The 24585-nt window shown below is 68.7% G+C and carries 25 protein-coding genes and 1 tRNA gene; 12 read left to right on the plus strand and 14 right to left on the minus strand.

Annotated elements, in window-relative coordinates; all coding sequences use genetic code 11:
• The first annotated feature begins 6 nt into the window (after positions 1-6).
• Positions 7-654, plus strand: a complete 648-nt coding sequence (locus NNY25_RS01485; RefSeq protein WP_265569586.1) for a YggS family pyridoxal phosphate-dependent enzyme — start codon at positions 7-9, stop codon at positions 652-654.
• A 3-nt stretch (positions 655-657) separates the two neighbouring features.
• Here the strand turns inward: NNY25_RS01485 and ribA are convergent, their stop codons facing one another.
• From ribA to NNY25_RS01505, 4 genes are all read right to left on the minus strand, one after another.
• On the minus strand, positions 658-1701 hold the full coding sequence (gene ribA / locus NNY25_RS01490; RefSeq protein WP_265571424.1) for a GTP cyclohydrolase II: 1044 nt from the start codon (positions 1699-1701) through the stop codon (positions 658-660).
• Positions 1698-2486, minus strand: coding sequence for an exodeoxyribonuclease III (gene xth / locus NNY25_RS01495; RefSeq protein WP_265569587.1), 789 nt, complete (start codon positions 2484-2486; stop codon positions 1698-1700). The genes ribA and xth overlap by 4 nt, the downstream gene beginning before the upstream one ends.
• 281 nt (positions 2487-2767) lie before the next feature.
• Positions 2768-3385, minus strand: coding sequence for a LolA family protein (locus tag NNY25_RS01500; protein WP_265569588.1), 618 nt, complete (start codon positions 3383-3385; stop codon positions 2768-2770).
• Between the two features lie 98 nt (positions 3386-3483).
• Entirely contained in the window at positions 3484-5820 is a 2337-nt protein-coding gene (locus NNY25_RS01505; protein WP_265569589.1) for a DNA translocase FtsK, read from the minus strand.
• Positions 5821-5937: 117 nt separating this feature from the next.
• Here NNY25_RS01505 and NNY25_RS01510 point away from each other — a divergent pair, with 117 nt between their 5' ends.
• Positions 5938-7161: an FAD-dependent monooxygenase gene (locus NNY25_RS01510; RefSeq protein ID WP_265569590.1), complete on the plus strand. Its 1224-nt coding sequence runs from the start codon at positions 5938-5940 to the stop codon at positions 7159-7161.
• Here NNY25_RS01510 and NNY25_RS01515 read toward each other — a convergent pair.
• From NNY25_RS01515 to NNY25_RS01525, 3 genes are read right to left on the minus strand one after another with little or no spacing between them, the layout of a single operon-like run.
• Positions 7141-7539, minus strand: a complete 399-nt coding sequence (locus NNY25_RS01515; protein WP_265569591.1) for a hypothetical protein — start codon at positions 7537-7539, stop codon at positions 7141-7143. The genes NNY25_RS01510 and NNY25_RS01515 overlap by 21 nt on opposite strands.
• A 39-nt stretch (positions 7540-7578) precedes the next feature.
• Positions 7579-8211, minus strand: coding sequence for an LON peptidase substrate-binding domain-containing protein (locus NNY25_RS01520; RefSeq protein WP_338112452.1), 633 nt, complete (start codon positions 8209-8211; stop codon positions 7579-7581).
• Entirely contained in the window at positions 8208-9104 is an 897-nt protein-coding gene (locus NNY25_RS01525; protein WP_265571427.1) for a tetratricopeptide repeat protein, read from the minus strand. Before NNY25_RS01525 ends, NNY25_RS01520 begins: the two co-directional genes overlap by 4 nt.
• Before the next feature lie 170 nt (positions 9105-9274).
• Here NNY25_RS01525 and NNY25_RS01530 point away from each other — a divergent pair.
• A tRNA-Gly gene (locus NNY25_RS01530) sits at positions 9275-9349 on the plus strand.
• Positions 9350-9366: 17 nt separating this feature from the next.
• Here NNY25_RS01530 and trpA read toward each other — a convergent pair.
• From trpA to trpD, 4 genes are read right to left on the minus strand one after another with little or no spacing between them, the layout of a single operon-like run.
• Positions 9367-10200: a tryptophan synthase subunit alpha gene (gene trpA, locus NNY25_RS01535; RefSeq protein WP_265569592.1), complete on the minus strand. Its 834-nt coding sequence runs from the start codon at positions 10198-10200 to the stop codon at positions 9367-9369.
• Positions 10197-11375: a tryptophan synthase subunit beta gene (gene trpB / locus NNY25_RS01540; RefSeq protein ID WP_265569593.1), complete on the minus strand. Its 1179-nt coding sequence runs from the start codon at positions 11373-11375 to the stop codon at positions 10197-10199. Before trpB ends, trpA begins: the two co-directional genes overlap by 4 nt.
• Complete coding sequence (gene trpCF, locus NNY25_RS01545) at positions 11369-12745, minus strand: bifunctional indole-3-glycerol-phosphate synthase TrpC/phosphoribosylanthranilate isomerase TrpF (RefSeq protein ID WP_265569594.1); 1377 nt, start codon at positions 12743-12745, stop codon at positions 11369-11371. Before trpCF ends, trpB begins: the two co-directional genes overlap by 7 nt.
• Positions 12738-13805 (minus strand): anthranilate phosphoribosyltransferase, encoded by a 1068-nt coding sequence (gene trpD, locus NNY25_RS01550; protein WP_265569595.1) that lies wholly within the window; start codon positions 13803-13805, stop codon positions 12738-12740. The genes trpCF and trpD overlap by 8 nt, the downstream gene beginning before the upstream one ends.
• Positions 13806-14118: 313 nt before the next feature.
• On the opposite strand from trpD, the gene NNY25_RS01555 reads away from it, so the two are divergent.
• Genes NNY25_RS01555 through NNY25_RS01595 form a run of 9 tightly spaced genes read left to right on the plus strand, consistent with a single transcriptional unit; the run spans position 14119 to position 22087 of the window.
• Complete coding sequence (locus tag NNY25_RS01555; RefSeq protein ID WP_265569596.1) at positions 14119-14433, plus strand: YerC/YecD family TrpR-related protein; 315 nt, start codon at positions 14119-14121, stop codon at positions 14431-14433.
• Positions 14430-15314: an ATP phosphoribosyltransferase gene (gene hisG, locus NNY25_RS01560; protein ID WP_265569597.1), complete on the plus strand. Its 885-nt coding sequence runs from the start codon at positions 14430-14432 to the stop codon at positions 15312-15314. Before NNY25_RS01555 ends, hisG begins: the two co-directional genes overlap by 4 nt.
• Positions 15311-16603 (plus strand): histidinol dehydrogenase, encoded by a 1293-nt coding sequence (gene hisD / locus NNY25_RS01565; protein WP_265569598.1) that lies wholly within the window; start codon positions 15311-15313, stop codon positions 16601-16603. Before hisG ends, hisD begins: the two co-directional genes overlap by 4 nt.
• Entirely contained in the window at positions 16600-18234 is a 1635-nt protein-coding gene (hisC, locus tag NNY25_RS01570) for a histidinol-phosphate transaminase (RefSeq protein WP_265569599.1), read from the plus strand. Before hisD ends, hisC begins: the two co-directional genes overlap by 4 nt.
• A complete protein-coding gene (gene hisH / locus NNY25_RS01575) occupies positions 18231-18815 on the plus strand; it encodes an imidazole glycerol phosphate synthase subunit HisH (RefSeq protein WP_265569600.1) in 585 nt (194 codons plus the stop codon). Before hisC ends, hisH begins: the two co-directional genes overlap by 4 nt.
• A complete protein-coding gene (locus tag NNY25_RS01580; RefSeq protein WP_265569601.1) occupies positions 18812-19534 on the plus strand; it encodes a 1-(5-phosphoribosyl)-5-[(5-phosphoribosylamino)methylideneamino]imidazole-4-carboxamide isomerase in 723 nt (240 codons plus the stop codon). Before hisH ends, NNY25_RS01580 begins: the two co-directional genes overlap by 4 nt.
• Positions 19521-20288 (plus strand): imidazole glycerol phosphate synthase subunit HisF, encoded by a 768-nt coding sequence (gene hisF / locus NNY25_RS01585; protein ID WP_265569602.1) that lies wholly within the window; start codon positions 19521-19523, stop codon positions 20286-20288. The genes NNY25_RS01580 and hisF overlap by 14 nt, the downstream gene beginning before the upstream one ends.
• Positions 20285-20881 carry a bifunctional phosphoribosyl-AMP cyclohydrolase/phosphoribosyl-ATP diphosphatase HisIE gene (gene hisIE, locus NNY25_RS01590; RefSeq protein ID WP_338112453.1) on the plus strand — a complete coding sequence of 199 codons (597 nt, stop codon included), beginning with the start codon at positions 20285-20287 and terminating at the stop codon, positions 20879-20881. The genes hisF and hisIE overlap by 4 nt, the downstream gene beginning before the upstream one ends.
• Before the next feature lie 33 nt (positions 20882-20914).
• Positions 20915-22087, plus strand: coding sequence for a BaiN/RdsA family NAD(P)/FAD-dependent oxidoreductase (locus NNY25_RS01595; protein ID WP_265569603.1), 1173 nt, complete (start codon positions 20915-20917; stop codon positions 22085-22087).
• On the opposite strand, the gene NNY25_RS01600 is transcribed toward NNY25_RS01595, so the two are convergent.
• Genes NNY25_RS01600 through NNY25_RS01610 form a run of 3 tightly spaced genes read right to left on the minus strand, consistent with a single transcriptional unit; the run spans position 22084 to position 24571 of the window.
• Complete coding sequence (locus NNY25_RS01600) at positions 22084-22839, minus strand: inositol monophosphatase family protein (RefSeq protein ID WP_265569604.1); 756 nt, start codon at positions 22837-22839, stop codon at positions 22084-22086. The genes NNY25_RS01595 and NNY25_RS01600 overlap by 4 nt on opposite strands.
• A 42-nt stretch (positions 22840-22881) precedes the next feature.
• Complete coding sequence (locus NNY25_RS01605) at positions 22882-23511, minus strand: prolyl hydroxylase family protein (protein WP_265569605.1); 630 nt, start codon at positions 23509-23511, stop codon at positions 22882-22884.
• A complete protein-coding gene (locus NNY25_RS01610; protein WP_265569606.1) occupies positions 23495-24571 on the minus strand; it encodes a serine hydrolase in 1077 nt (358 codons plus the stop codon). Before NNY25_RS01610 ends, NNY25_RS01605 begins: the two co-directional genes overlap by 17 nt.
• Between the last annotated feature and the right edge of the window lie 14 nt (positions 24572-24585).

The following is a 24585-nucleotide window of genomic DNA, read 5'->3' on the forward strand; positions in this document are numbered from 1 at the left end:
GCGCGCATGAGCGAATTGACCCCCCTCGATACCGTGCGCGCACGAATCGCCAAGGCCGCCGCGATCGCCGGGCGCAAGCCCGACGACGTGGAACTGATTGCAGTCTCGAAGACGCGCAGCGCCGAGGAAATCCGTCCCTTGCTCGACGCGGGGCATCGCAGCTTCGGCGAAAGCCGGGTGCAAGAAGCGATGGAAAAATGGCCCGCGCTCAAGGCCGATTATCCCGGCGTGCGTCTCCACATGATCGGACGGCTCCAGTCCAACAAGGCGGGCGAGGCGGCTTCACTGTTCGACGTGATCCACTCGCTGGATCGTGGCTCGTTGATCGAGGCGCTGGCGAAGGAAGAGGTCCGGCCCGAGCTATTCGTGCAGGTCAATATCGGCGGCGAGGAGCAGAAAGGCGGGGTCGCCGTGAAGGATCTCGGCGACTTCCTCGAGGAAGTGCGAACGGCGGATCTGCCGCTCGCCGGGCTGATGTGCATTCCCCCGCAGGGACTCGAGGCTTCGCCCTTCTTCGCCTTGCTGGCGGAACTGGCACGGCGTCACGGGCTGGACGGCCTGTCGATGGGGATGAGCGATGACTACGAAAGCGCGGTCAAGCTGGGGGCAACCTGCGTGCGCGTCGGCTCGGCCCTGTTCGGACCGCGCGGCTGACCCCTAGTCGAGATGGCCCGAGCGGGCCTTCTTGGTCGCGAGATAGTCGGCATTGTGCGGATTGGTCGGCAGGTAATGCGCGACCCGCTCGACGACCCGGACGCCCTCGCCCTCGAGGCCGGCGACCTTGGCGGGATTGTTGGTCAGGAGCCTGACCTCGGCGATCCCGAGCGCGCGCAGCACCGCGGCGGCAAGCCGATAGTCGCGCTCGTCGTCGGCAAAGCCGAGGCGTCGATTGGCGTCGACCGTGTCGAGCCCGCGATCCTGGAGTGCATAGGCGCGCAGCTTGTTGGCGAGCCCGATTCCGCGACCTTCCTGGCGCAGATAGAGCAGGACGCCCCCGCCTTCCTCGCCGATCCGGTCGAGGGCTTCGCGTAGCTGCGGGCCGCAGTCGCATTTCAGGCTGCCGAACACGTCCCCGGTCAGGCATTCGGAGTGGAGACGGATCAAGGGCGGCCGGCCCGCGAATGCCCCCACGATCAGGGCAGCATGCTCCTCCCCGTTCGAAAAGTCCCGGAAAACCGCCATCTGACTTGACGGCATGGCGTCAAGCGGGAGTCGGGCGCGGCTGACCAGTTCGACCTGTCCGCGCGCCTTTTCGAGCGCCTGCGCATCGATCGTGGCCGCGCCGCTCGGCACGGTATCCAGCACCCACAGCGCCGGCAGCAACCCTGCCAATCGCGCCAACGTGAGCGCGGTGCGGTCGCTGCCCTCGTGCCCGAGGGGCTTCAATGGTCCGATCGGCGCGCGGCTGGCGTCCTCGGCGGGATCGGCCAGCGAGAGCGCTTGATCGCGTCCCAGCCATTTGGCGCGCTCGATGCGCACGGGATCGCCGGGGTCGGCCGCGGCCAGGCGGTTGCCGAGGCCGAGGATTGCGGCGCGGCCGCCCGACAGCAGCAGCGGCGCCTTCGCGTCCTCGTCGAGCAGGTCGAGCATGGCCGCGCTGCCCGTCTCGAGCGCGAGATAGGCCGGCCCGCCCTCGATCGCGACCGGTCGCCCGGCCCGAAGCGCGGCGACCGCGCGCGCCGTGGCGTCGTCGCGGCTCAGAGCTCGACCTCGAGGATCAGCGGGACATGATCCGACGGCTTGTCCCAGCCCCGGCACGGTTCGAGCACGCGGTGCGCGGTCACCTGCGGCGCAAGCTCGGGGCTCGCCCACATGTGATCGAGGCGACGCCCGCGATCGTTCACCGTGTGGTCCTTGTTGCGATAGCTCCACCAGGTGAAGCAGCGCTCGGGCGCCGGGATGAACCTGCGGCCCAAGTCGACCCATTCGTGACTGTCCTGGAAGCGCTTGAGCGCTTCGACCTCGATCGGCGTGTGGCTGACGACGTTCAGCAACTGCTTGTGGCTCCACACGTCGCATTCGAGCGGCGCGATATTGAAATCGCCGACGATCAGCGTCGGCTCGGCGAGCGTCTCGCTCCAGCGGGTCATGCGTTCGAGAAAGTCGAGCTTCTGACCGAATTTCGGATTCTCTTCGCGGTCCGGAATGTCGCCGCCCGCGGGCACGTAGACATTCTCGAGCCGGATGCCGCCTACGCGCACGCCGATATGGCGCGCCTCGCCATTGTCCTGCCAGTCGTGCCGCAGATCCTCCTCGAGCGGGAGCTTGGACAAGATCGCGACTCCGTGGTGCATCTTCTGGCCGTTGAGCGCCTGGTGGACGTAGCCCATCTCCGCCAGCCACTTGGCCGGGAAGACGTCGTTGTGCGCCTTGGTTTCCTGCAGGCACAGGACATCGGGCGCCTCCTCCTCGATCAGGCGCTCGACGATGTGCGGGCGCGCGCGTACCGAATTGATGTTCCAACTGGCAATGGAAAGACGTGTCACGAACGGTCCCGAACTAGAGTGTGAGCGCCTTCTAGCGGCTGGGGCGCAAGAGGCAAAGGCGCGTGCGGCGGACAAAAGAAAGGCCCTCGCTCCGGGGGCATGGAACGAGGGCCGACCAAGCGTTCGTCACGCAAGGTGATAACTGCCTGTCCGGGTAACAGGGGGAAACCCCGGCTCTATGGCAGCCACCATCCTTTTTTACATTGGTGTAGATTGCTGCAAGATTAACAGTTGCGCATCGCCACCGAAAAAACCGCCTAGTTCAAACGGCTTCGCGCCGCCTACTTGGGCTCGCGATAGGTGAAACGGCTGTCCGGCACGCCCGCATTGTAACGCTGTCCGTCGAGTTTCACGACGGTGCGCTTGTTCTGCGCGTCGATCGCGGTCCAGCCCTCGAGCTGGAGACCGGCGGGCGCGGCGGGGTTCTTGATGAAGGCGAGGATCAGTGTCCCGAATTCGGGACGACGCGCGTCGCGGGCGCGCACGATCACGATCCGCTCGTCCTTGGCAGGCACGATCTTGGCGATACGGTCGAGATCCGGATTGTCGTCGAGCAGGACGGCGAGCGGCGACTTGGCGATCTCCCAGCTCGACTTCTGGCCGACCTCGTAGTCGATGAAGTGGAGGTTCTTACCGTCCGCGACCATCAGCATGTTGGCCGCCTTGCCATAGTCGAAGCGGATCTTGCCCGGCCGCTTCATCGAGAGCGTGCCCGAAATGCTGCGGCGCTTGTTGTCGGTCTGGGTGAAGTGCGCGGTCATCGTACGCGTACTCGACAGGTGCTTTTCGACCTGAGTGATGGTGGCGTTGCTCGCGGCGAGCACGGGCGCGGCGCTCGCGACCATGGCGACAGCGGCGACAGGCGCCAGGAAACGGGCAAAGGCCTTGCCGTTCAGCATGCAAAAACTCCTCGAAAACTCGTATCTTTTCGACGCCAGCTTGGCGTGTCAGGCTTGAATGCGGACTGAACTGGCAAGTTCCCTCGCGTTCAGCCCGGTCAGACGGGATGCCCGTCCATGTCGATCAACACCTCGCGGCGACCAACATGATCGGGCGCCCCGACAAGACCTTCCTTCTCCATCCGCTCGATCAGGCGCGCGGCGGTGTTGTAGCCGACCCGCATCTGGCGCTGGAGGTAGGAGGTCGACGCCTTCTGGCTCTCCGCGACGATCTGCACAGCCTGGCGGAATTGCTGGGTCTCGGCATCGTCCTCGCCCAGCGGTTGGCCGTCGAACATGTAGCCGCCATCTTCGGGCTCCTCGGTAACCGCCTGGATATAATCGGGCTGGCCCTGTCCGCGCCAATGGTCGGCGACGAGGCGGACTTCTTCGTCGGACACGAAGGGTCCGTGGACGCGGATGATCTGCTTGCCGCCGGGCATGTAGAGCATGTCGCCCTTGCCGAGCAGCTGTTCGGCGCCCTGTTCGCCCAGGATGGTGCGCGAATCGATCTTGCTGGTGACCTGGAAGCTAATGCGGGTCGGCAGGTTGGCCTTGATGACGCCGGTGATGACGTCGACCGACGGGCGCTGCGTCGCCATGATCAGGTGGATGCCGGCCGCGCGCGCCTTCTGGGCGAGCCGCTGGATCAGGAATTCGACTTCCTTGCCCGCGGTCATCATCAGGTCGGCGAGCTCGTCGACCACCACCACGATCTGCGGCAGGATCTCGTAGTCGAGCTCCTCTGTCTCGTAGGTCGGCTGGCCGGTGTCGGCGTCGTAGCCGGTCTGCACCTTGCGCCCGAGCGGGTTGCCCTTGGCCTTCGCCTCGGCGACCTTCTTGTTGAAGCTCGCCAGCTGGCGCACCCCGAGGCTCGCCATCATGCGGTAGCGCTCCTCCATCTGCTCGACGGTCCATTTGAGCGCGCGCACCGCCTTGCCCGGCTCGGTCACCACGGGCGCGAGAAGGTGCGGGATATCCTCGTAGATCGACAGTTCGAGCATCTTGGGGTCGATCATGATGAGGCGGCATTCCTCGGGGCTCATGCGGTAGAGCAGCGAGAGGATCATACAGTTGAGGCCGACCGACTTGCCCGAGCCGGTGGTGCCCGCGACGAGCAAATGCGGCATCGGCGCGAGATCGGCGATGACCGGGTCGCCCGAGATATTCTTCCCCAGGATGATGGGCAGCGCCATCTTCTGGTCGGCGAAGGCCTGGCTGCCGACCAGTTCGGACAGCGACACCATGTCGCGATCCTGGTTGGGCAGTTCGATGCCGATCACGCTGCGACCGGGGATGGTCGCAACGCGCGCGGATAGCGCGCTCATGTTGCGCGCGATATCGTCGGCCAGCTGGATCACGCGGCTCGCCTTGATCCCGCTCGCAGGTTCGAGCTCGTACATGGTGACGACCGGGCCCGGGCGCACCTCGACGATGTCGCCGCGCACGTGGAAATCCTCGAGCACGCTTTCGAGCAGGCGCGCATTGCGCTCGAGCGCGGCGCGGTCGATCTGGTCGTGACCGTCCTCCGGCGGGGGAGCGAGAAGGTCGAGCGGGGGAAGCGCATAATTGTCGCCGAGCGCGAGGCTGGCCTGGCCGGGCGCCGGCTTGGCCTTGCCGCGCCCCTTGGCGGCATCGGCGCGCACCACGGGCCGCGCCGGCTCGGCGACGGCGACCTCGGGCTTCGAACGCGGCGGTTCGGCGACGCGTTGGTCGCGCGGCTTGCGCTTGAGACTGGCCGCGGCAGCGCGCGGCTCCGCGTCGGGATCGCGCGCCAGCCGGTCGGCCACCCACGCCTTTTCTTCCTCCCGCAAATCGAGTGCCTTGACGCCGACCGCCAGTCCCAGGATTGCGAAGATGGCGACCAGCGCGAACCCGATCGCCTGCTCGGCCGCCGCATCGCCGACCATTCCGACGAGGCCGTCGATCCCGGTCGCGCCCGCCATGCCGATGAGACCGCCATAGCCTGCGGGAAGGCCGCTGACGGCGTCGCCCGCGAACAGGCCGATCCCGATCCCGACAAGGACCAGCGACAGCAGGGTCAGCCCGAACGATCGCTTCGCATGACCCGGCTGGGCAAGCCGCGCCATGCGCAGTCCGTTGATCGCCAGCACCGGAAGGGCGAGGATCGAGGCCAGCCCGAACAGGAGCAGGACGAGGTCGCTGACGTAGGCACCGACCCCGCCGATCCAGTTGGCAGGCGGTCCGCCGGCGGCGGTGGAGAAGGAGGCATCGGTCGAATCGTGCGTGGCCAGCGCGACGCCCAGCGCCAGCGTCCCCGCCAGCATGACGATCCCGGCCATCCGGCGCAGGAAGGCGCGCGCCGACGCTTTCAGGCTGTCGCGCCAGTCCGGCCCGATGTCGCGCTTGCGCGCGCGCTGTGCGGCGGTTGCCATCTCGTGTTCGTCCCTCCCGGTCTTCGCGCCCATCATGCCGCCCGGCGGACTCCCCGGTCAAGCGAATGGCGCGACTGCCATCTTTCCTCGTTGCGGGCGTGCCTCTATCGAGGGGAGATGGAACAGACCGACGTCATCATTCTCGGCGGGGGGCTGGTCGGCCTCGCGCTGGCCGCCGCGCTCGACAGCGGAGGATTGCGCAGCGTGGTCATCGACCCTGCGGACCCGGCCCTGCGCAAGGACGCGAGTTTCGACGGGCGCACGACCGCCATCTCCTCCTCGACGCACCGCATGTTCGACGTCATCGGCATTTCCGACCACCTTCCCGAACCCGGCAGCCCGATCGAGAAGATCCAGGTCGCCGACGGGCTCCAGCCGGGCGGGCTGTGCTTCGATCCGAGCGAGGGGGAAGACGGCGAACCGCTCGGCTTCATGCACGAGAACCGCCACCTGCGCGCAGCGCTGCTGGCGCGGGCGGAAGCGGGCGCGAACATCACGCTAAAGTGGAAGTCGACCCCGACAAAAGTCGTGCGAGACGAGTTTCGCGCGGTGGTCACCCTGCAGGACGGTAGCATCGTCGCCGCGCCGCTGCTGGTCGGTGCTGAAGGACGCAACTCGCCGAGCCGCGAGGCGGCGGGCATCCGCATGGCGCGCTGGCAGTACGACCATGCCGCAATCGTCACCACCATCCGCCACGAGCGCTCGCACGAGGGCGTGGCGTGGGAGATTTTCTATCCGTCCGGCCCGTTCGCGACGCTGCCGATGAACGATGACGCCAACGGCCACCGCTCGGCGATCGTCTGGTCGGTGCCACGCGAGGATGCGGAAGGCTATCTCGCGCTCAGCGACGCAGAATTCGCCGCCGAGGCTGTCGGCGCGATGGGTGGCTTTCTGGGCAAGGTCGAGATGATCGCGCCGCGCTCCTCCTATCCGCTCGGCTTTCACCATGCCGCACGCATGACCGACCGGCGGCTCGTCCTCGTCGGCGATGCCGCGCACGCGATGCACCCGATCGCGGGACAGGGCGTCAATGTCGGCTATCGCGACGTGGCCGCGCTCGCACAGGTGCTGGTCGAAGGCGCGCGGCTGGGCATGGACCTGGGCGATTCCCAGCTTGCCGACCGCTACCAGCGCTGGCGGTCGCTCGACGTCATGATGGTGTCGATGGCGACCGACGGGCTCACACGGCTCTACGGCGTGCCGGGCAAGCTCGCCTCGAAGGTGCGCCGCTTCGGCATGGGCATGGTCGAGCGGATCGGCCCCTTGAAGAACCGGTTGATGGCCGAGGCGCGCGGCACCTCGGGCGACCTGCCGCTTCTCCTACGCGGGCTGCCGATCTAGTCCAACCAGCGCGCGGAAAGCGCCGCGATGCCACCAGGCGAGCGCGGCCCATCCGGCAAACCATGCGATCCCCCAGCCCGCGTTGCCGGTCAGCAGCAGGTGGAAGAAGAGTATGTAGGTGACGAACGGGGCGAGGATCGCGATCCCCAGCGGCGCGGTACGTGCGCGCAGCAGCATGAGACCGCCGATGACGAAGCACACGCCCGCGATCGGCCCCATGAAACTCGCGTTGACGGTGTCCATCAGCGCCTTGGCCTCGCCTTGGGAAGCGGGCGGTGCGACGCCTACGCCCCACAGCCGCATGGTCAGGCTCGACCCGCCCCAGAAGATGAACCAGGCGGCGTAGAGCCAGCGAAAGACGCGTTCAAAAAGTGCCATGATTGTCTCCCCCGGACGCCAGCATGGCGAAGGGGGACGCTATTGCAAGGTCTGGTCGCTGTCCGCGCCGCCGGGCGCTAGGCGCTGAAACTGCATCAGCTGGATGAGGAGCGACGCGCGGTCCGACAGGTCTTGCGATTCGAGCAGCGCCTGCTTGGCGCCGATGTCGAACGGGGCGACCTGCGCGATCGCGTTGACCAGCGTCTCGTCGTCGAGCCGCCCGACCGATTCCCAATCGACCTCGAGCCCGAGCGCCCGGCCGAACGCGCGCGCCTCGTCCTCGACCGCGGCGCGCTGCGCGATGGCAAGCGGATCGGGGTCGCCGTCGTCGAAGGCAGCGAGGTCGACATCGGCCATGCGATAGGCCTCGTCGCTTTCCGCTTCGCGGATCATGCGGAACCGCTCGGTGCCCTGGAGGATGATGTTGTAGCGCCCGTCCTCGAGCTCCTCGACGCCGACGATCTCGCCGAGACAGCCGGCCTGGTGGAGCGGCGCGCCCTCGTCGGTGTGCTGGGGCTGGATCATCGCGATGCGGCGGTCGCCTTCCAGCGCATGCTCGACCATCTCGCGATAGCGGTCCTCGAAGATGTGGAGCGGCAATTGCGCACGCGGGAACAGGAGCGCGCCGGCCAGCGGGAAGATCTTCACCCGTGCGGGACGCGACCCCATCATGTGAATAGCAGCGCCGAGAGGCGGCGACGCTGGGCGCCCGACCACGGATCCTCGAGCCCGGAAGCCTCGAGCAGGGCGAGGAATTTCTGCCGCGCCGCGCCCTCGTTCCAGTCGCGGTCCCGCTTGACGATTTCGAGCAGCTGGTCGGCGGCGCCGTCGCGATCGCCCTTGGCCATCAGCGCCTTGGCGAGCTCGAAGCGCGCCGCGTGGTCGTCGGGCTCGGCCTCGATCCGCGCGACATAGGCCGATGTGTCGACCGCTTCCTCGCCCTCATCGGCGATGTCGAGCATCGCGCGGGCGCGGGTGACCGCGGGGTCGTTGGCAAGCTTCTCGTCGAGGGCATCGAGCAATGCGGTCGCCTCGTCGGCCTTTCCGGCGAGGAGCAATGCGCGGGCCAGTCCGCCGACGATCCTCGGGTTGCCCGGGTCCATCTCGATCAACTGCGCGAAAATGCCCGTCGCGCGCTCCCCGTCGCCGCCGTCGAGCACGTCCTCGCCCATCGCGATCAGCGGCTCGACCTCGGCGGCGCGGTCCTGCGCTTCGCCCTTCACCGGCAACTGGCCGAGCATCTGGTCGAGCGCCTGGGAGATCTGGCCGGGGGTTCGATACTGGGTGAGGTCGGCGACTGGCTGGCCCTGGAACAGCGCGTAGACGGTCGGCACCGACTGGATGCGGAACTGCGCGGCGATGATCTTGTCGGTGTCGACGTCGATGCGCTTGAGGACCACGCCCTTGTCGGCATAGTCGGCGGCGACCTGGTCGAGGATCGGGGTCAGCTGCTTGCACGGGCCGCACCACTCGGCGGTGAACTGGAGGATGACGAGGCTGTCCATCGACGGCTCGAGCACGTCGCGCTGAAACGCTTCGATCGCTTCGCGTTCCGCTTCGCTCATGCCCAGCTGTGCAACCAAGTCCCGCTCCTTCGCCTGTCGTTTCGTGCCCTTCATATGGGGCAGCAGCCAAAAAGCACAAGCGCAGCCAAGAAGGGTCTTGCACGCATGCACGCTCGCCGCTATCTGCCCCTCCACCCGACCGGGTCCACGCGAATCCGGTCCGCCAGTGAGCGGGCGTAGCTCAGGGGTAGAGCATCACCTTGCCAAGGTGAGGGTCGAGGGTTCGAATCCCTTCGCCCGCTCCATTTTTCCTTGCATTCGATCAATTTGCACAGGCCTGCGCCTGTCTAGGTGCCCGTTTGGATTTTGTTGCGGAGGCCAAGTCTTCGACGACTCGTTCGACGGCGACCGCATGGTCTCCGGACTTTGCCGCCGCCGCGACGATAGCGCTCCCGCTGATCACGCCTGCGGCGCCCGCGTCGAGGCTTGCGCGGACCTGTGCTGCCGTGCCGATGCCGAATCCCAGGACAGGCGGCGGGGCGCCGAGGGCGGCGAGCCGCTCGAACAGGCGGGTATGGTCGAGTTCCATGTCGTCCTTCGCGCCCGTCACCCCCTTGCGCGCCACGCAATAGGTGTAGCCGCCCGCGAGCCGAGCGATGGCCGCGAGGGCTTGGTCGGGCGTATTGGGGGCCGCGATCAGGACCGGTGCGATGCCTGCGGCACGGATCGCAGCCGCAAAGGGCGCGGCCTCGAGCGAGGGGATGTCGGCGAGGAGCAGGCTGTCGACGCCCGCCTTCGCCAGTTCGCCCGCGAATTGCCCGACCCCGCGCGCGACCGCGATATTGGCGTAGGTGAGGATGCCGATCGGGATGTCGGGATGGCGCGCGCGGATGGTCGCGATCACCTCGAGGCATTTGCTCGGCGTCGTCCCCGCGCCCAATGCGCGGCAAGCAGCCGCCTGGATGACGGGTCCGTCGGCGACCGGGTCGGAGAAGGGAATACCGAGCTCGAGCATGTCCGCGCCGCCTGCGATCGCCGCCTCGATCATCGCCTCGCTGGCGCCAAGGTCGGGATCGCCGATCATCAGGAAGGCGCCGAACGCTCCGCGTCCCTCTTCGCGGCAGGCGGCGAACATGGCGTCATAGCGGCGGGTCATGCGCCGCCTCCCAGGAGCGCCTGCGCCTGCGCCATGTCCTTGTCGCCGCGCCCCGACAGGTTGACGAGAAGCACCAATTCCTTGCCCTCGCGTTCGGCCTGGTCCGCGAGCTTGAGCGCATGGGCCACCGCGTGCGCGCTTTCGAAGGCGGGAATGATCCCTTCGCGCCGCGCCAGAGTCCGGAACGCGTCGAGCGCTTCGCGGTCGGTGACCGGCACATAAGTGGCGCGGCCCGTCGCGGCGAGGTGCGCATGCTCGGGGCCGACCGCGGGGTAGTCGAGGCCCGCCGAGACCGAATGGCTGTCGACCACTTGCCCGTCTTCGTCCTGCATCAGCATCGTGTGCGCGCCGTGGAGGATGCCGGGCTTGCCGTGCCCGATCGTCGCGCCGTCACGCCCCTTGCCGTCGCCGCCTGCCTCGCAGCCGATCAGCGCGACCTCGGCATCGGGCACGAATTCGGTGAAGATGCCGATCGCATTCGAGCCGCCGCCGACGCACGCGACGACCGCGTCGGGCAGGCGGCTCTCCATCGCGAGCATCTGTTCGCGCGCTTCCTTGCCGATCACCTTCTGGAAGTCGCGCACCAGCGTCGGGAAGGGATGCGGGCCCGCGACCGTGCCGAGCAGGTAATGCGTGTCCTCGAAACTCGCGGTCCAGTCGCGCAGCGCCTCGTTGACCGCGTCCTTGAGAGTGCGCCCGCCGCTTTCGACCGGCACCACCTCGGCGCCCATCAGCTCCATGCGGAACACGTTGAGCTGCTGCCGCGCGACGTCCTCGGCGCCCATGTAGATGCGCGTCTCGAGCCCCATCAGCGCGCCTGCCATCGCGGTCGCCACGCCATGTTGCCCCGCGCCCGTCTCGGCGATCAGCCGCAACTTGCCCATCCGTTTCGCCAGCAGCGCCTGCGCGAGCACCTGGTTGGTCTTGTGCGCGCCGCCGTGAAGCAGATCCTCGCGCTTCAGGTAGAGGCGCACCTTTTCGCTGCCGAGGTTGCGACAACGGGTCAGCGGGGTCGGGCGCCCGGCATAGGTGGTGAGGAGGTGCTCGAGTTCGGCGGCGAAGGCCGGGTCGGACTGCGCGTCGAGGAAGGCGGCTTCGAGCTGCTCGAGCGCGGGCAGCAGGATTTCGGGCACGAACGCGCCGCCGAAATCGCCGAAGCGGGTCTGCATCAACATCGCGCGGCCCTCCGGTCGGCAGGGCGCAGCGCGGCGAAAAGGGCGGCGACCTTGCCCGCATCCTTCTCGCCAGGGCGCGCCTCGATTCCCGATCCGATGTCGAGCCCGTAGGCGCCGAGCCTCGCCGCGTCGCGCGCGTTGGTGGGACCGATGCCGCCCGCGAGGAACGCCTTTCGCAGGTCCGGCCGTCCCGCGATCGCTTTCCAGTCGAAGGCGTGACCCGTGCCTCCGCTGCGCCCGTCTGCAATTGTGTCGAACAGGGTTCGGTCGCCGCCACGCGGTGGGGCGGCGTGGTCGCCTACCCCGCACAGCGTCCAGATTTCGCTCGACCGGGGGAGGTGGCGGCGCAGGCTCTCGATCATCGCGCCCGTTTCGCGCCCGTGAAGCTGGATCGCGTCGAGCCCGAGCCGGCTGGCAGCGTCCGCCACCGCGCGAGGTCCCTCGTCGCGGAACACGCCCACCGTCTTCAGGCCCGAGGCGCGCGCGGTCTCGGCCAGCGTGGCGGCGCGGTCGATCGCGACGGCGCGAGGCGTGCCCGGGACCATGATCAGCCCCGCATGGGTCGCGCCTTGGCGTGACGCGAGCGCGATATCTTCTTCGCGCGTCAGCCCGCACAACTTGATCGGTCCGTGGACCAGCGCGCGCGCGGCGAGGTCGATGTCGGGGGCGGCCATCAGCGCCGAGCCGACAAGGAAGGCGTCGACCATCGGCGCGAGCCGCTCGACGTCGCGTCGCCCGGCGATGCCGCTCTCGCTGACGAGGATGACGTCATCGGGGACGAGCGCGGCGAGCCGTTCGGTGGTGGCGAGGTCGACCCGCAGGCTCGCAAGGTCGCGATTGTTGATGCCGACGAGGATCGCGCCAAGCGCGAGCGCGCGGCCCAGTTCGTCCTCGTCGCGCACCTCGACCAGCACGTCCATGCCCAAGCGCCGCGCCTCGGCCATGACGGACCTCGTTTGCTCGTCGTCGAGGACCGAGAGCATGGCGAGCACTGCGTCGGCGCCCGCGCGCCGCGCCTCGGAAACCTGCGCGGGGTCGACGATGAAGTCCTTGGCGAGGATCGGCCCGTCAAAGTCGCGCCGCACGACTTCGAGCAAGTCGAGCGAGCCGCCGAAATCCTCCTCGTCGGTCAGCACGCTGATCGCGTCGGCAACCGGGCGGTAGGCGGCGAGCGCGTCGCGTTCGTGGTGGAGCGCGCGGTGCCCCGAAGGCGAGCGCGGCTTGATCTCCATGATGAAGCGCACGCCCGGCTTCGAAAGCGCCGCCCTCAGCGAGCGATGCGTCGGCGCGGCCTCGACCGGCTGGCCGCCGAGCCGTGACGCCATTTCCTGCCGCTTGCGCGCGACGATGCGGGCGAGGACGTCAACCACGGCTCGCCTCCACGAATCGGTCGAGCAGGTGTCCGGCCGCGCCGCTGTCGATCGTATTGGCCGCTCTCGCCGCGCCGTCACGAAGGTCTGTAGCGACGCCTGCCGTCATCAGCAGTGCTGCCGTGTTGAGGATGGTGATGGCGCGATCCGCCTGCCCGCCCGTGCCGTCGAGCAGGGCGCGCAGCCGCTTCGCGTTGGTCGCAGGATCGCCGCCGGTGACGACGTCGAGCGGCTGGCGCTCGAGCCCGGCATCCTCGGGACGGATCGTCATGTCCTCGGTGCGCCCGTCGCGCAGCAGGAGGGCGCGGGTCTCGCCGTGGAGGGCGACTTCGTCGAGACCCGCGCCGTGCAGCACCAGCGCGTGGGTCACGCCGGTCGCCGCGAGCGTCGCCGCGATCCGGTTCAGGAGGGCCGGGTCGGCAACGCCGAGAAGCTGGACGGGCGGGCGCGCGGGATTCACGCACGGGCCCAACAGGTTCATGATCGTGCGCACGCCGAGCTGACGCCTGACCGGTGCGGCATGCTTCATCCCGGGATGGAAGGCGGGCGCGTAGAGAAAGCAGAAGCCGAGTTCATCGAGCATTTCGCGTGACCGAGCGGGCGCGGGATCGAGCCTGGCACCCAGTGCCTCGAGCACGTCGGCCGAGCCGCAGCGCGAGGACACCGAGCGGTTGCCGTGCTTGGCGACTGGCAGGCCGGACGCGGCGGCGACCAGAGCGGTGGCGGTCGAGACGTTGATCAGCCCCGACCCGTCCCCGCCCGTGCCGCAACAGTCCGCGAACAGATAGTCGGGCCGCTCGAACGGGGTCGCGGCGGACTGGAGCGCGCGGGCGGCGCCCGCCATTTCGGCGGCGGTCTCGCCCTTCATCCGCAGCGCGATCAGCATCGCGCCGATTTCGGCTGGCTCGAGCAGGCCGAGCACGAGCCGCTCGAACAATAGCTGCGCGTCCTCGTCGCCGAGCGATTCGCCTTCGAGCAGGCGCGGCAGCGGATTGGGCACGGGCCCGCGGTCGGCGGGCAGGCGGGCAGCGCCGGCGGGCGCGGTAGCGGTCATCAACATGATTATTCTTCCTTTCGGGCAACAAAAAACCCGCCGGGTTGCGGCGGGTCTTCAAGAGGTCATCGGTGGTGAATGAGGTTCACCGACCGCGCCATCGCGCCGCCGAAAGGAAGGGCGTGCGCCACCACCACAGGCCGCCGGCAACGGCGGTGCGGTCGAGCTGGGTCGAGAGGCGGGTCTCACGCATGCATGCGAGACTTGGCCGGATCGGGTTCCAAGTCAACGGGTCTTTTTGCCGTAGCGAACGGGGGTTGCCAGCACGGCACCGCGTCGCTATCCGCGTTTCATCGTTCTAACACGTTGTAACAGGCTCATGACCCAGTCACCCCTTGCGCAATCACGCGCCCAGCTGATCGACGAACTCGCCGAGGCAGTTGCGTCGATCGCCGATACGTCCGAGGCGCGCGCGGTCCTTGCCGACCTGTGCACGCCCGCCGAACTTCACGTGCTGGCCGAGCGCTGGCATGTCGCGCGCCTGCTCGATCGCGGCGACCGGACCTATCGCCAGATCCACGAGGAAACGGGAGTCTCGACGACGACCATCACCCGCGTCGCACGCTTCCTCAAGCAGGAGGAGAATGCCGGGTACCGCGCGCTCCTCGACCGTATGAACGGCGACGACGAATGACCGACCGCAGCCGCCTCCACATGGCGATCCAGAAGTCTGGCCGCCTCGCGGAACAGAGCCGGGACCTCCTCAAATCGGCGGGCCTTAAGATCCAGGCGCACAAGGGCCAGCTAAATGCGCGCGCGACCAATTTCCCGCTCGACCTGATGCTGGTGCGCGACGACGACATCCCGACGTTCGTCGCGGACGGCGTGTGCGAACTGGGCATCGTCGGATTGAACGTGCTCGAGGAATATGCGCTCGGACAGCCGCAGGTCGGCGTCGAGGTGATCGCCCGGTTGGGCTTCGGACGCTGCGCGCTCAAGCTGGCCGCGCCCGCCGGACAGGCCTTCGCGCTGGCCGACCTTGAGGGCAGCCGCATCGCGACCTCCTATCCGCGCCTGACGCGACGCTTCCTCGACGAACAGGGGATCGCGGCCGAAGTCGTGACGATGCGCGGCGCGGTCGAACTGGCGCCGCGCCTCGGCATCGCCAACTATGTCTGCGACCTCGTCTCGACCGGCCAGACGCTCGAAGCGAACGGGCTCGAACCCGTACTGACCGTGCTCGACAGCGAGGCGGTGCTGGTGCGCACCGCAAAGACGATCGACCCCGATCGCGCCGCGCAGCTCGACCAGCTGACGACCCGTATCGACGGCGTCATCGCCACTGCGGAGAGCAAATATATCGTCCTCAACGCGCCCGAAAGCGCGCTCCCCGACATCAGCCGCATCCTGCCGGGGGCGGAGGCGCCCACCGTCGTGCCGCTGGTCGGGCGGCAGGGCCATGTCGCGGTCCAGGCCGTGTGCCAGGAATCGGTCTTCTGGGAGACGCTCGAACAGTTGAAGAAGGCCGGGGCCAGCGCGATCCTCGTCATGCCCATCGAAAAGATGATGCTGTGAGCGAGATACTCGACTGGAGCGCCGCCGACGAGGCCCAGCGCAATGCGATGCTCGCCCGACCTGCCCGCCGCAGCGACGGCGCGATGACCGCGCGTGTCGCCTCGATCGCGGACGAGGTCGCGTCGGGCGGCTGGGACGCGCTGTGCCGCATCGCGCGCGACGTGGACGGCGTCGCACCGGTGGCGGTCGAGGTCGCGCCCGAAGCGCGCAAGGCGCGCGGCACGCTGCCCGCCAACGCGATCGCGGCGATCGAGCTGGCACGCCGTAACATCGACCGCTTCCACCGCGTCGCCATCCCGCGCACGACGACGGTCGAGACCATGCCCGGCGTCACGGTGACCAAGCGCTGGGTCCCGCTCGACAGGGTCGGGCTCTACGTGCCGGGCGGGCGCGCGCCGCTCTTCTCGACGCTCCTCATGCTGGCGCTCCCCGCGCGCTGCGCCGGCGTTGGCGAACTCGTCTGCGTCACCCCGCCACGCCAGGGCGGCGGGCTCGATCCGGCGATCGCCTTCGCTGCCGAACTGGCGGGGATCGAACGGATCTGGACCGTGGGCGGCGCGCAGGCGATCGCCGCAATGGCCTTCGGCGCGGGCGACATTCCCGCGGTCGATCTCGTGTGCGGTCCCGGCAATGCCTGGGTGGCCGCCGCCAAGGCGATGGTCGCGGCGCGGCCGGGCGGCCCTGCCCTCGACCTGCCCGCGGGCCCGTCCGAACTGATGGTCATCGCCGACGGGAAGGCCGACCCGCGGATCGTCGCCGCCGACCTCCTCAGCCAGGCCGAGCATGATGCCGACGCGCAGGCGATCCTCGTGTCCACCGACCGGGCGTTTGCCGAGGCGGCGATGCGCCAGGTCGGCGAGCAGGCGCGCGCGATGGGCGGCGGGTTCGCGCCGGTTCGCGCGCTGACCTGTGCCGACCTCGACGAGGCAGCCCTGATCGCCAACGCCTACGCGCCCGAACACCTGTCGCTGGCGCTTGGCGACAAATCGGCCGAGCGGGTCGCCGAGCGCATCACCAATGCCGGCGCGATCTTCGTCGGGCGCGCCGCCGCCGAAACGCTGGGCGACTATCTTGCCGGGTCGAGCCACGTGCTCCCGACCGACGGCGCGGCGCGCCACAGCGGCGGGATCACGGTGCACAGTTTCATGAAGACGATCAGTGTCCAGCGCGTCACCGACGAGGCGGCGCGCGAACTGGCCGCGCCCGCCGCGACGCTGGCCCGGCTCGAAGGGCTCGAAGCGCACGCGCGTGCCGCCGAGGCCCGCGCCATGGCGGAGCCGGTTTCGTGAGCCTCGCCGCGCGCCTCGGACGCCCCGATCTTGCCGACCTGCCTGCCCCCGACCTTGCAGGAGCGCCGGTGCCCGGCACGATCCGCCTCGACGCCAACGAGAACCCGTTCGAACCGCTCGGCGGCGGAACGGGGATCAACCGCTATCCCGAGCCGCAACCCGCCACCCTGCGCGCGCGCCTCGCCGCGCTTTACGGGTGCGATCCCACCTCGCTGTGGGTCACGCGCGGCAGCGACGATGCGATCGACCTGCTCTGCCGCGCTTTCCTGCGCCCCGGCGAGGACAAGATCCTCGTCGTCGAGCCGACCTTTTCCGCCTACGCGCAGTTCGCGCGGATCCAGGGCGCGTCGGTCGAGACGGTGCGTATGGGCGAGAACTTTCTGTTCGACGAGGCAGCGACGCTGGCCGCCGCGCGCGAGGCTGCGCCGAAACTCCTGTTCCTGTGCACGCCCAACAACCCGACCGGGACGCCCGTCGCCCCCGACGTGGTGAAGCGCATCGCGGCGGCGCTGCCCGAGACGCTGGTCGTCGCCGACGAGGCCTATGGGGAATTCGCCGACCAGGAGAGCCTTGCGCCCGAGGCCGGCGAGATCCCGAACCTCGTCGTGCTGCGGACCCTGTCCAAGGCCTACGGGCTGGCAGGCGCGCGTATCGGGTGCGCGATCGCGTCGCCCGACATCGTGACGTGGATCGCGAAGGTCTCGCCGCCCTACCCGCTCCCGCTCCCCTCGATCGAGGCGGCGCTGTCGACGCTCGCGCCCGAGCGCATGCCGCTGCATGCCGGGCGCATCGCGAGACTCATCGCGGATCGCGCGCGCCTTTCGGAGCGGCTGGCGGCGGTCGACGAAATCCGCTCGCTGCGCCAAGGCGGCAACTTCCTCTTCCTCGACGTCGCCGACCCCGCCACCCTCGCCCGCCGCCTCGCCGCAGCGGGCGTGAAGGTTCGCTTCCGCCCCTCGGCAGCGCCCGGCGCGGTACGGATCACGGTCGGCACCGAGGCGGAAAACGACGCCGTCCTCGCCGTATTCGGGATCGCCCCAGAGCGCCCGGCTCCCCGCCGTGCCGCGTTGACACGCGACACTAAGGAAACCCGCATCGCGCTCGAGATCGACCTCGACACGCCGGGTGCGCCGCGACGGATCGACACGGGCATCGGTTTTTACGACCACATGCTCGACCAGGTCGCGGCGCATGGCGGGTTCGGACTGACGCTTTCGTGCGAGGGCGACACCGACATCGACGCGCATCACACGATCGAAGATGTCGCGCTCGCGCTAGGGAGCGCGCTCGACAAGGCGTTGGGTGATCGCCGAGGCATCGGCCGTTTCGGCTTCGCGCTGCCGATGGACGAGACCAGCGCCGACGTGCGCATCGACCTGTCGGGTCGACCCTACAGCCGCTTCGAGGGCGATTTCGCCGCGCCGTCGGTCGGCGGGTTTCCCACCGAGATGACCGCGCACGTCTTTCGCAGCTTGGCCGACAGCATGCGCGCGGCGATCCACGTGCGTGTCGAGGGAGAGAACGATCACCACAAGGTCGAGGCATGCTTCAAGGCGTTCGGCCGCGCGCTCCGGCAGGGGCTCGCGACCGGGGCGGGAGCGGGGATTCCCTCGACCAAGGGCAGCCTGTGAGCGCGCTCGCCATCCTCGATCTCGGCTACGGCAACGTCGAATCGGTCCGGCTCGGCTTCGTGCGGCTGGGGGCAGAGCCCGTGCTGGTGCGCGACCGGCGGGCAGTGGAAAATGCCGAGCGGCTCGTCGTGCCCGGGGTCGGCCATGCCGGCTACGCGATGGAGCGGCTCGAGGCGCACGGTCTGGTCGACGCGCTCAAGGCGCGCGTGCGTCCCACGCTCGGAATCTGCGTCGGCATGCAATTGCTGTTCGAGGCCTCGGACGAATGCGAGCGCCCGCTACTGGGTCTATTGCCGGGCCGTGTCGCCGCACTGTCATCGTCGCCGACTACGCCGGTCCCGCATATGGGGTGGACGAGGGTGAAGGACGTTGCCGCGGGCGTCGGGCTCGAACAGGATGAACAACTTTACTTCGCGCATAGCTTTGCAGCACCGGAATCGCCTTATTCCGTAGCGTCCATGCTTTATGCTGGACGCCACGCGGCGGCGGTGCGTAAGGACAATCTGTGGGGTGCCCAGTTTCACCCGGAGCGCTCGTCAGCGCCCGGCGCCCGCTACCTGGAGGCGTTTCTCGCGTCATGAAATTCTATCCGGCCATCGACCTTCTGGGCGGTCGTCCGATCCGGCTCGAGCAGGGCGACTTCTCGCGCTCGACGGCCTATCCGGCCGATCCGGAAGAGACGGTCGAGCGCTTCGTCGCCGATGGCGCGGACCTGGTCCATGTCGTCGATCTCGACGGCGCGCGGGTCGGAAAGCCGCGCCAGCATGCGCTCATCGCCCGCATGGCGGCGCGGGGGCCGGTGCAGGCCGCGGGCGGGTTTCGCGACGCCGACACGGTCGCCGCGATGCTCGATGCGGGGGCCGAGCGCGTCGTGATCGGCAGTCTCGCGCTGACCGATCCGGATGCCTTTCTTTCCCTGCTCGACCGCTTCGGTGCGGCGCGTATCACGCTCGCGCTCGACGTCCGGCTCTCGGGCGGCGAGGCGCGTGTGCTGACCCACGGCTGGGAAAAGGACAGCGGCGAGACACTCGAAGACGTGCTCGCGCGGTTCGAAGGCGTGCGCCACCTGCTGGTCACCGACATCGGCCGCGACGGCATGCTGCGCGGCCCCAATATCGACCTTTATCGCACCATCGTCGCCGCCTCGCCGATGGTCGAATTGCAGGCCTCCGGCGGCGTCGGCGAGCTTGCAGACCTTGAGCTGCTGCGCAAATCGGGGATCGGGGGCGCAATCGTCGGCAAGGCGATCTGGGACGGGCGTTTCACCGTATCGGAAGGGGCATCCATTGCCCGCGGCTAGGATCATTCCCTGCCTCGACGTTGCCGACGGGAAAGTGGTGAAGGGCGTTCAATTCCGCGACCATCGCGTGATCGGGGACATCGTGGAACACGCCGCGCGCTATCGCGACGAGGGCGCGGACGAGCTCGTCTTCTACGACATCACCGCGAGCGCGGACGGGCGCAGCCTCGACACCGACTGGATTCACCGCGTCGCCGAAGTGATCGACATCCCCTTTTCCGTCGCGGGCGGCATCGACAGCGTCGCGCGCGCCGAGGCCTGCCTTGCGGCAGGGGCCGACAAGGTGTCGGTCAATTCGCCCGCGCTGGCCGATCCCGACCTCATCGGCCACCTCGCCGACGCGTTCGGACGTCAGTGCGTGGTGCTTGGTATCGACAGCTTCGAGGACGAGGACGGCACCTGGCGCGTCAAGCAGTTCACCGGTCGCCCCGAGGCGACCCGCGACAGCGGGCGCGCGATGCTCGACTGGGCGAAGGAGGGCTCGGCGCGCGGTGCGGGCGAGATCGTCCTCAACTGCATGAACCGCGACGGGGTGCGCCGGGGGTACGACCTCGCCCAGCTGGGCGCGCTCACCGCATGTGTCGAGGTGCCCGTCATCGCCTCGGGCGGCGCGGGAACCCCCGACCATTTTCGCGAGGCGTTCGAGGCCGGGTGCAGCGGCGCGTTGGCCGCGAGCGTGTTTCACGACCGGCGCATCGCGATCGGCGACCTGAAGGCACATCTCGCGGCGAGCGGGCTCGAGGTACGCACGTGACCATCGACTGGGACAAGATGGATGGGCTCGTCCCCGCCATCGTGCAGGATGCCGACAGCGGCGAAGTGCGCATGCTCGGCTACATGAATCGCGACGCGCTCGAGGCAACGAAGGCGTCGGGCCGCGTCACCTTCTGGAGCCGGTCGAAACAGGCGCTGTGGGAAAAGGGCGCGACCAGCGGCAACGGGCTCGTATTCGTCTCGCTCGACGTCGATTGCGACGGGGATGCGCTGCTGGTGCGCGCACGGCCAGAAGGCCCGACCTGCCATAAGGGCGACGCCAACTGTTTCGCGACCGGACTGCCGCCTGCCGGCTTTCTCGGCACGCTTGCGAGGATCGTGTCGCAGCGCGCTGCGGCGGGCAATGCCGACGCAAGCTACACGGCGCGGCTGCTGGCGAAGGGCACCAGGCGGATCGCGCAGAAGGTCGGCGAGGAAGGGGTCGAAACCGCGCTCGCCGCCACGGCCGGCGACCGCGAGGAACTGATCGCGGAAAGCGCCGACCTCCTCTACCACCTGACCGTGCTGCTTGAAGCGTCGGGGGTCGGCCTCGACGAAGTCACCGCGGAACTTGCCCGCCGCCACGAGGCTTGACGCCGCGCCCGCGAACGCCTTTGGCGCGCAGCCATGAGCCACGACGTGATCATCCTCGGCGCAGGGGCCGCCGGCCTGATGGCGGCGATGGTCGCAGGTCGACGCGGGCGGCGCGTGCTGCTGGTCGATCACAATGGCGAGCCGGGGCGCAAGATCCTCATCTCGGGCGGCGGGCGCTGCAACTTCACCAACCTCGATGTCGCGCCCGAGCGCTATCTCTCGGCCAACCCGCATTTCGCCAAGTCCGCGCTGGCGCGTTACACGCCGGCCGATTTCCTCGCCTTGGTCGAGAAGCACGGCATCGCGTGGCACGAGAAGACGCTCGGCCAATTGTTCTGCGACGGCTCGGCGAAGCAGATCGTCGCGATGCTGATGGCCGAATGCAGCGATGCGGGCGTTGAGTACGCCTTCGGCGAGGAACCCGACGTCTCGCGCGTCGGCGAGGCTTGGAACGTCGCGCTCGGCGACAAGACCTACCGGGCCGCTTCGCTCGTCCTCGCGACGGGCGGCCCCTCCATCCCCAAGCTCGGCGCGAGCGGCTTCGCCTACGACTTCGCCCGCGCGCACGGCCTCAAGATCGTCGAGCCGCGCCCTGCGCTGGTTCCGCTGACCCTGCCGGGGAGCGAAGCGCTGTTTCGCGACCTGTCGGGCGTCTCGGCCGAGGTCGTCGCCATCGCCGAGCGCGGGCCCGCCTTTCGCGAAGCGGCTTTGTTCACCCATCGCGGCCTGTCGGGCCCCGCCATCCTCCAGGTGTCGAGCTATTGGCGCGGCAACAAGGAAGGGATCAGTGTCGACTTCCTCCCCGACTCACCGACCGGCTGGCTGGTCGGGGCCAAGCGCGGGGCGCCCAACCGCACGCTCTCCCGCCTGCTGTCGGAGAAGCTGCCCGAACGCCTTGCCGAGGCGCTGGCCGACCAGCTCGGGCTGGCGGGTCCGCTCCAGGCGCAGTCCGACCGCGCGCTCGAGGAGGCCGAGGCCCGCCTTGCCGCGTGGCGCTTCGAACCCAATGGCAGCGAGGGGTTCGCCAAGGCCGAGGTGACCGTCGGGGGCATCTCGACCGCCGAACTCTCCTCGCGCACGATGGAAGCGAAGCAGGTGCCGGGCCTTTATTGCATCGGCGAGGCGGTCGACGTGACCGGCTGGCTCGGCGGGTATAATTTCCAGTGGGCCTGGGCCTCGGGGGTGGCGGCGGGCGAAGCCGCCTAGCGCAACCGCTCGATCGCCTGGATGTAAAGCGCGGGCGACGCCGCCGCCACGACGTCGCCGCCCGACAGGTCGTCGCCGCCCTTCCAGTTGCCAACATGCCCGCCCGCGCCGCGCACCACGGCCACCAGCGCATCGCGGTCGTGCGGGTGAAGGCCGGTTTCTGCGACGAGGTCAATCCCGCCGGTGGCAATGCGCGCATAGGCCATCGCGTCGAGCCCGTATCGGGTCAGCCGCGCGGTGCCCGAGAGCACTTCGAAACCGGCGCGCTCCTCGTCGGAGAAAAGGCCGGGATCGGTGGTGGCGAGACGGGCATCGTCGAGCTTGTCGCAGCCGCTTGTGCGCACGGCCTCGTCACGATGGCGGGTGAGATGGTGGGTCGTTCCATCGACCGCGACCAGCCGCTCGTCGAGCGCGGGAAGGTCGATCATGCCGGCGACATGGGCATTTTCGTCGAGCAGGCCGACCAGCACCGCCCAGCTCGGCAGGCCGCAGACGAAGGCGCGCGTTCCGTCGATCGGGTCGAGGCTCCAGTGGTAGCGCGCGCCCTCGCGCGTCCAGCCATATTCCTCGCCCCAGATGCCGTGGTCGGGGAAACGCCCCTCGATCAGAACGCGCATCGCGCGCTCGGCGGCGCGGTCCGCGGCAGTGACGGGGTCGTAACCGCTAACAGCCTTGTTCTCGGGCTCGCGCGCCGCGCCTTCGATGGCATCGCGCGCGGCGCGGCTCAGCGCGTCGAAGAAGAAGCGGTCCATGGCGTCCCGACTAGCGGCTTGCGCCGCAAACGGGAAGGCGGCCTAGGGGGCAGGGTGTTCGCGATACCACTTGGTGATGACGTACTTGGTGCCCTTGCGTACCTTCATCCCCTGGTGGAGCGTCGCCTCGTTGGGGCGGCCGTCGTCGAGCAGGTTGTTCCACACGAGGAGCTTGCCCGTCTCGGGCTGGACGATCTTGCCGATCGTCTTGAAGCGCGTCGCGCCGCCTGCCTCGGGTTCGTTGAGGAACAGCATCGCGGTCCACGTGCGCTGCCCCTGCGCTGCGCAATGCCTGTAGAAATCGGGCGTGCCGGGCGTGAACGTGTCGGTGTGCGGCTTGAATTCCTGTCCCGGCGCGTAGCGTTGTCCCTGGATCTGCTCGCCCAACTCGCGCGGCATGCCGAGCAGGTCGGACAGCTTCGTCTCGACATGGTCGACGACCTCGACCGCGTCGTCGAGATGGCAGGTCTCCGAGGTGCGAAAGCCGTATTCGCCGGAATCGTTGGCAAGGGTCGAAGGCTGCCGGTCGGCGTCGATCAGCTTCGTGATCGCTGCGCAGCGGTCGGCATCGAGAAAGCCCGGGACCTGGAACAGGTCGAGCCGGCTCGACGGCAGCGCCTGGACGCCATGGGCGGCGCGCAGCCTGTCCCTGACCTCAGAGCTGGAAACCATCGGAGCCGTAGCGCTCGTGATAGTCGATCACCATCTTGGCGACGTCGCGCATCAGCTCCTGCGCGCTGCCGTCGGTGGTCGAGGGCACGGTCATGACCGCGACCGCATAGCTCTTGCCGTCGGGGGCGGTGAGGATGCCGATATCGTTGAGACCGCCGACACGGCCGCGATAATTCTGGCCGGTCCCGGTCTTGTGGTTCCACGTCCATCCGGGTTTGAGGCCCGCGCGCACGCGCAGCTTGCCGGTCGAGGTCATGCCCATCGTCGTCAACAGCTTGGCGGTCGAGGCGGGCGATAGAAGCTCGCCATTCTCGAGCCGGGCGAGCGCGCGCGCGATGGCGATCGGCGCAGCGCCGTCATAGGGGTCCGAGACGTAGGCCTCGAACGCCTGCCGCCGGGTCGCGTCGGGAACGCTGGCCCGCGCGCGAGAGAAATTGTTGCCGACCGAATAGCTCTGCTGCCACGTCAGGCCAGCGATCTTGGACTGCAGCGCGCGTTCGCCATTGTAGAAGCGGATCGCGCCAAGACCCTTCTCGGCGATCATCGCGCGGACCGCGTCTGGCCCGCCGACCGACCACATCAGCTTGTCGTTGGCGTGGTTGTCGGACTTGGTGATCGCCTCGTGCATGAGATTGTCGAGGCTGGTCGTCCAGCCGCTCTTGAGAACGCGCGCGGCGGTTCCGCTCGACCACAGGGTCAGGTCGTCACGCCCGATCGTAACCCGCTTGGAAAGGTCGATCTCGCCCTTGTCGGCCTTGTCGAGCGCGGTCAAAGTCACCCACAGTTTGCTGACCGACTGCTGCGGGAACAGGCGATCCTCGCGCCAGCCGGCCTCCCAACCCTCGTCGATCGACTTGATGGCGATCCCCGAAGTTCCGTTGAAGCTGCGCACCCGCTCGAGCAGTTGCGCGTTGAGCGCCTCGATCTCGGGCCGCGGCGCGACATAGGGCTGTGCAGCCGGTGTCGGCGAGAGGCCCTGTGCGGCGACAGGAAGGGGGGCCGGTTCGGCTATGCCGAACAACCCCAGAAAAAGCGGAATAAACGCGACCCGTGACGTCATGAAGCCTGTTTGTC

The organism is Sphingomicrobium nitratireducens (genome assembly GCF_026157035.1).
Taxonomy (GTDB): Bacteria; Pseudomonadota; Alphaproteobacteria; order Sphingomonadales; family Sphingomonadaceae; genus Sphingomicrobium; species Sphingomicrobium nitratireducens.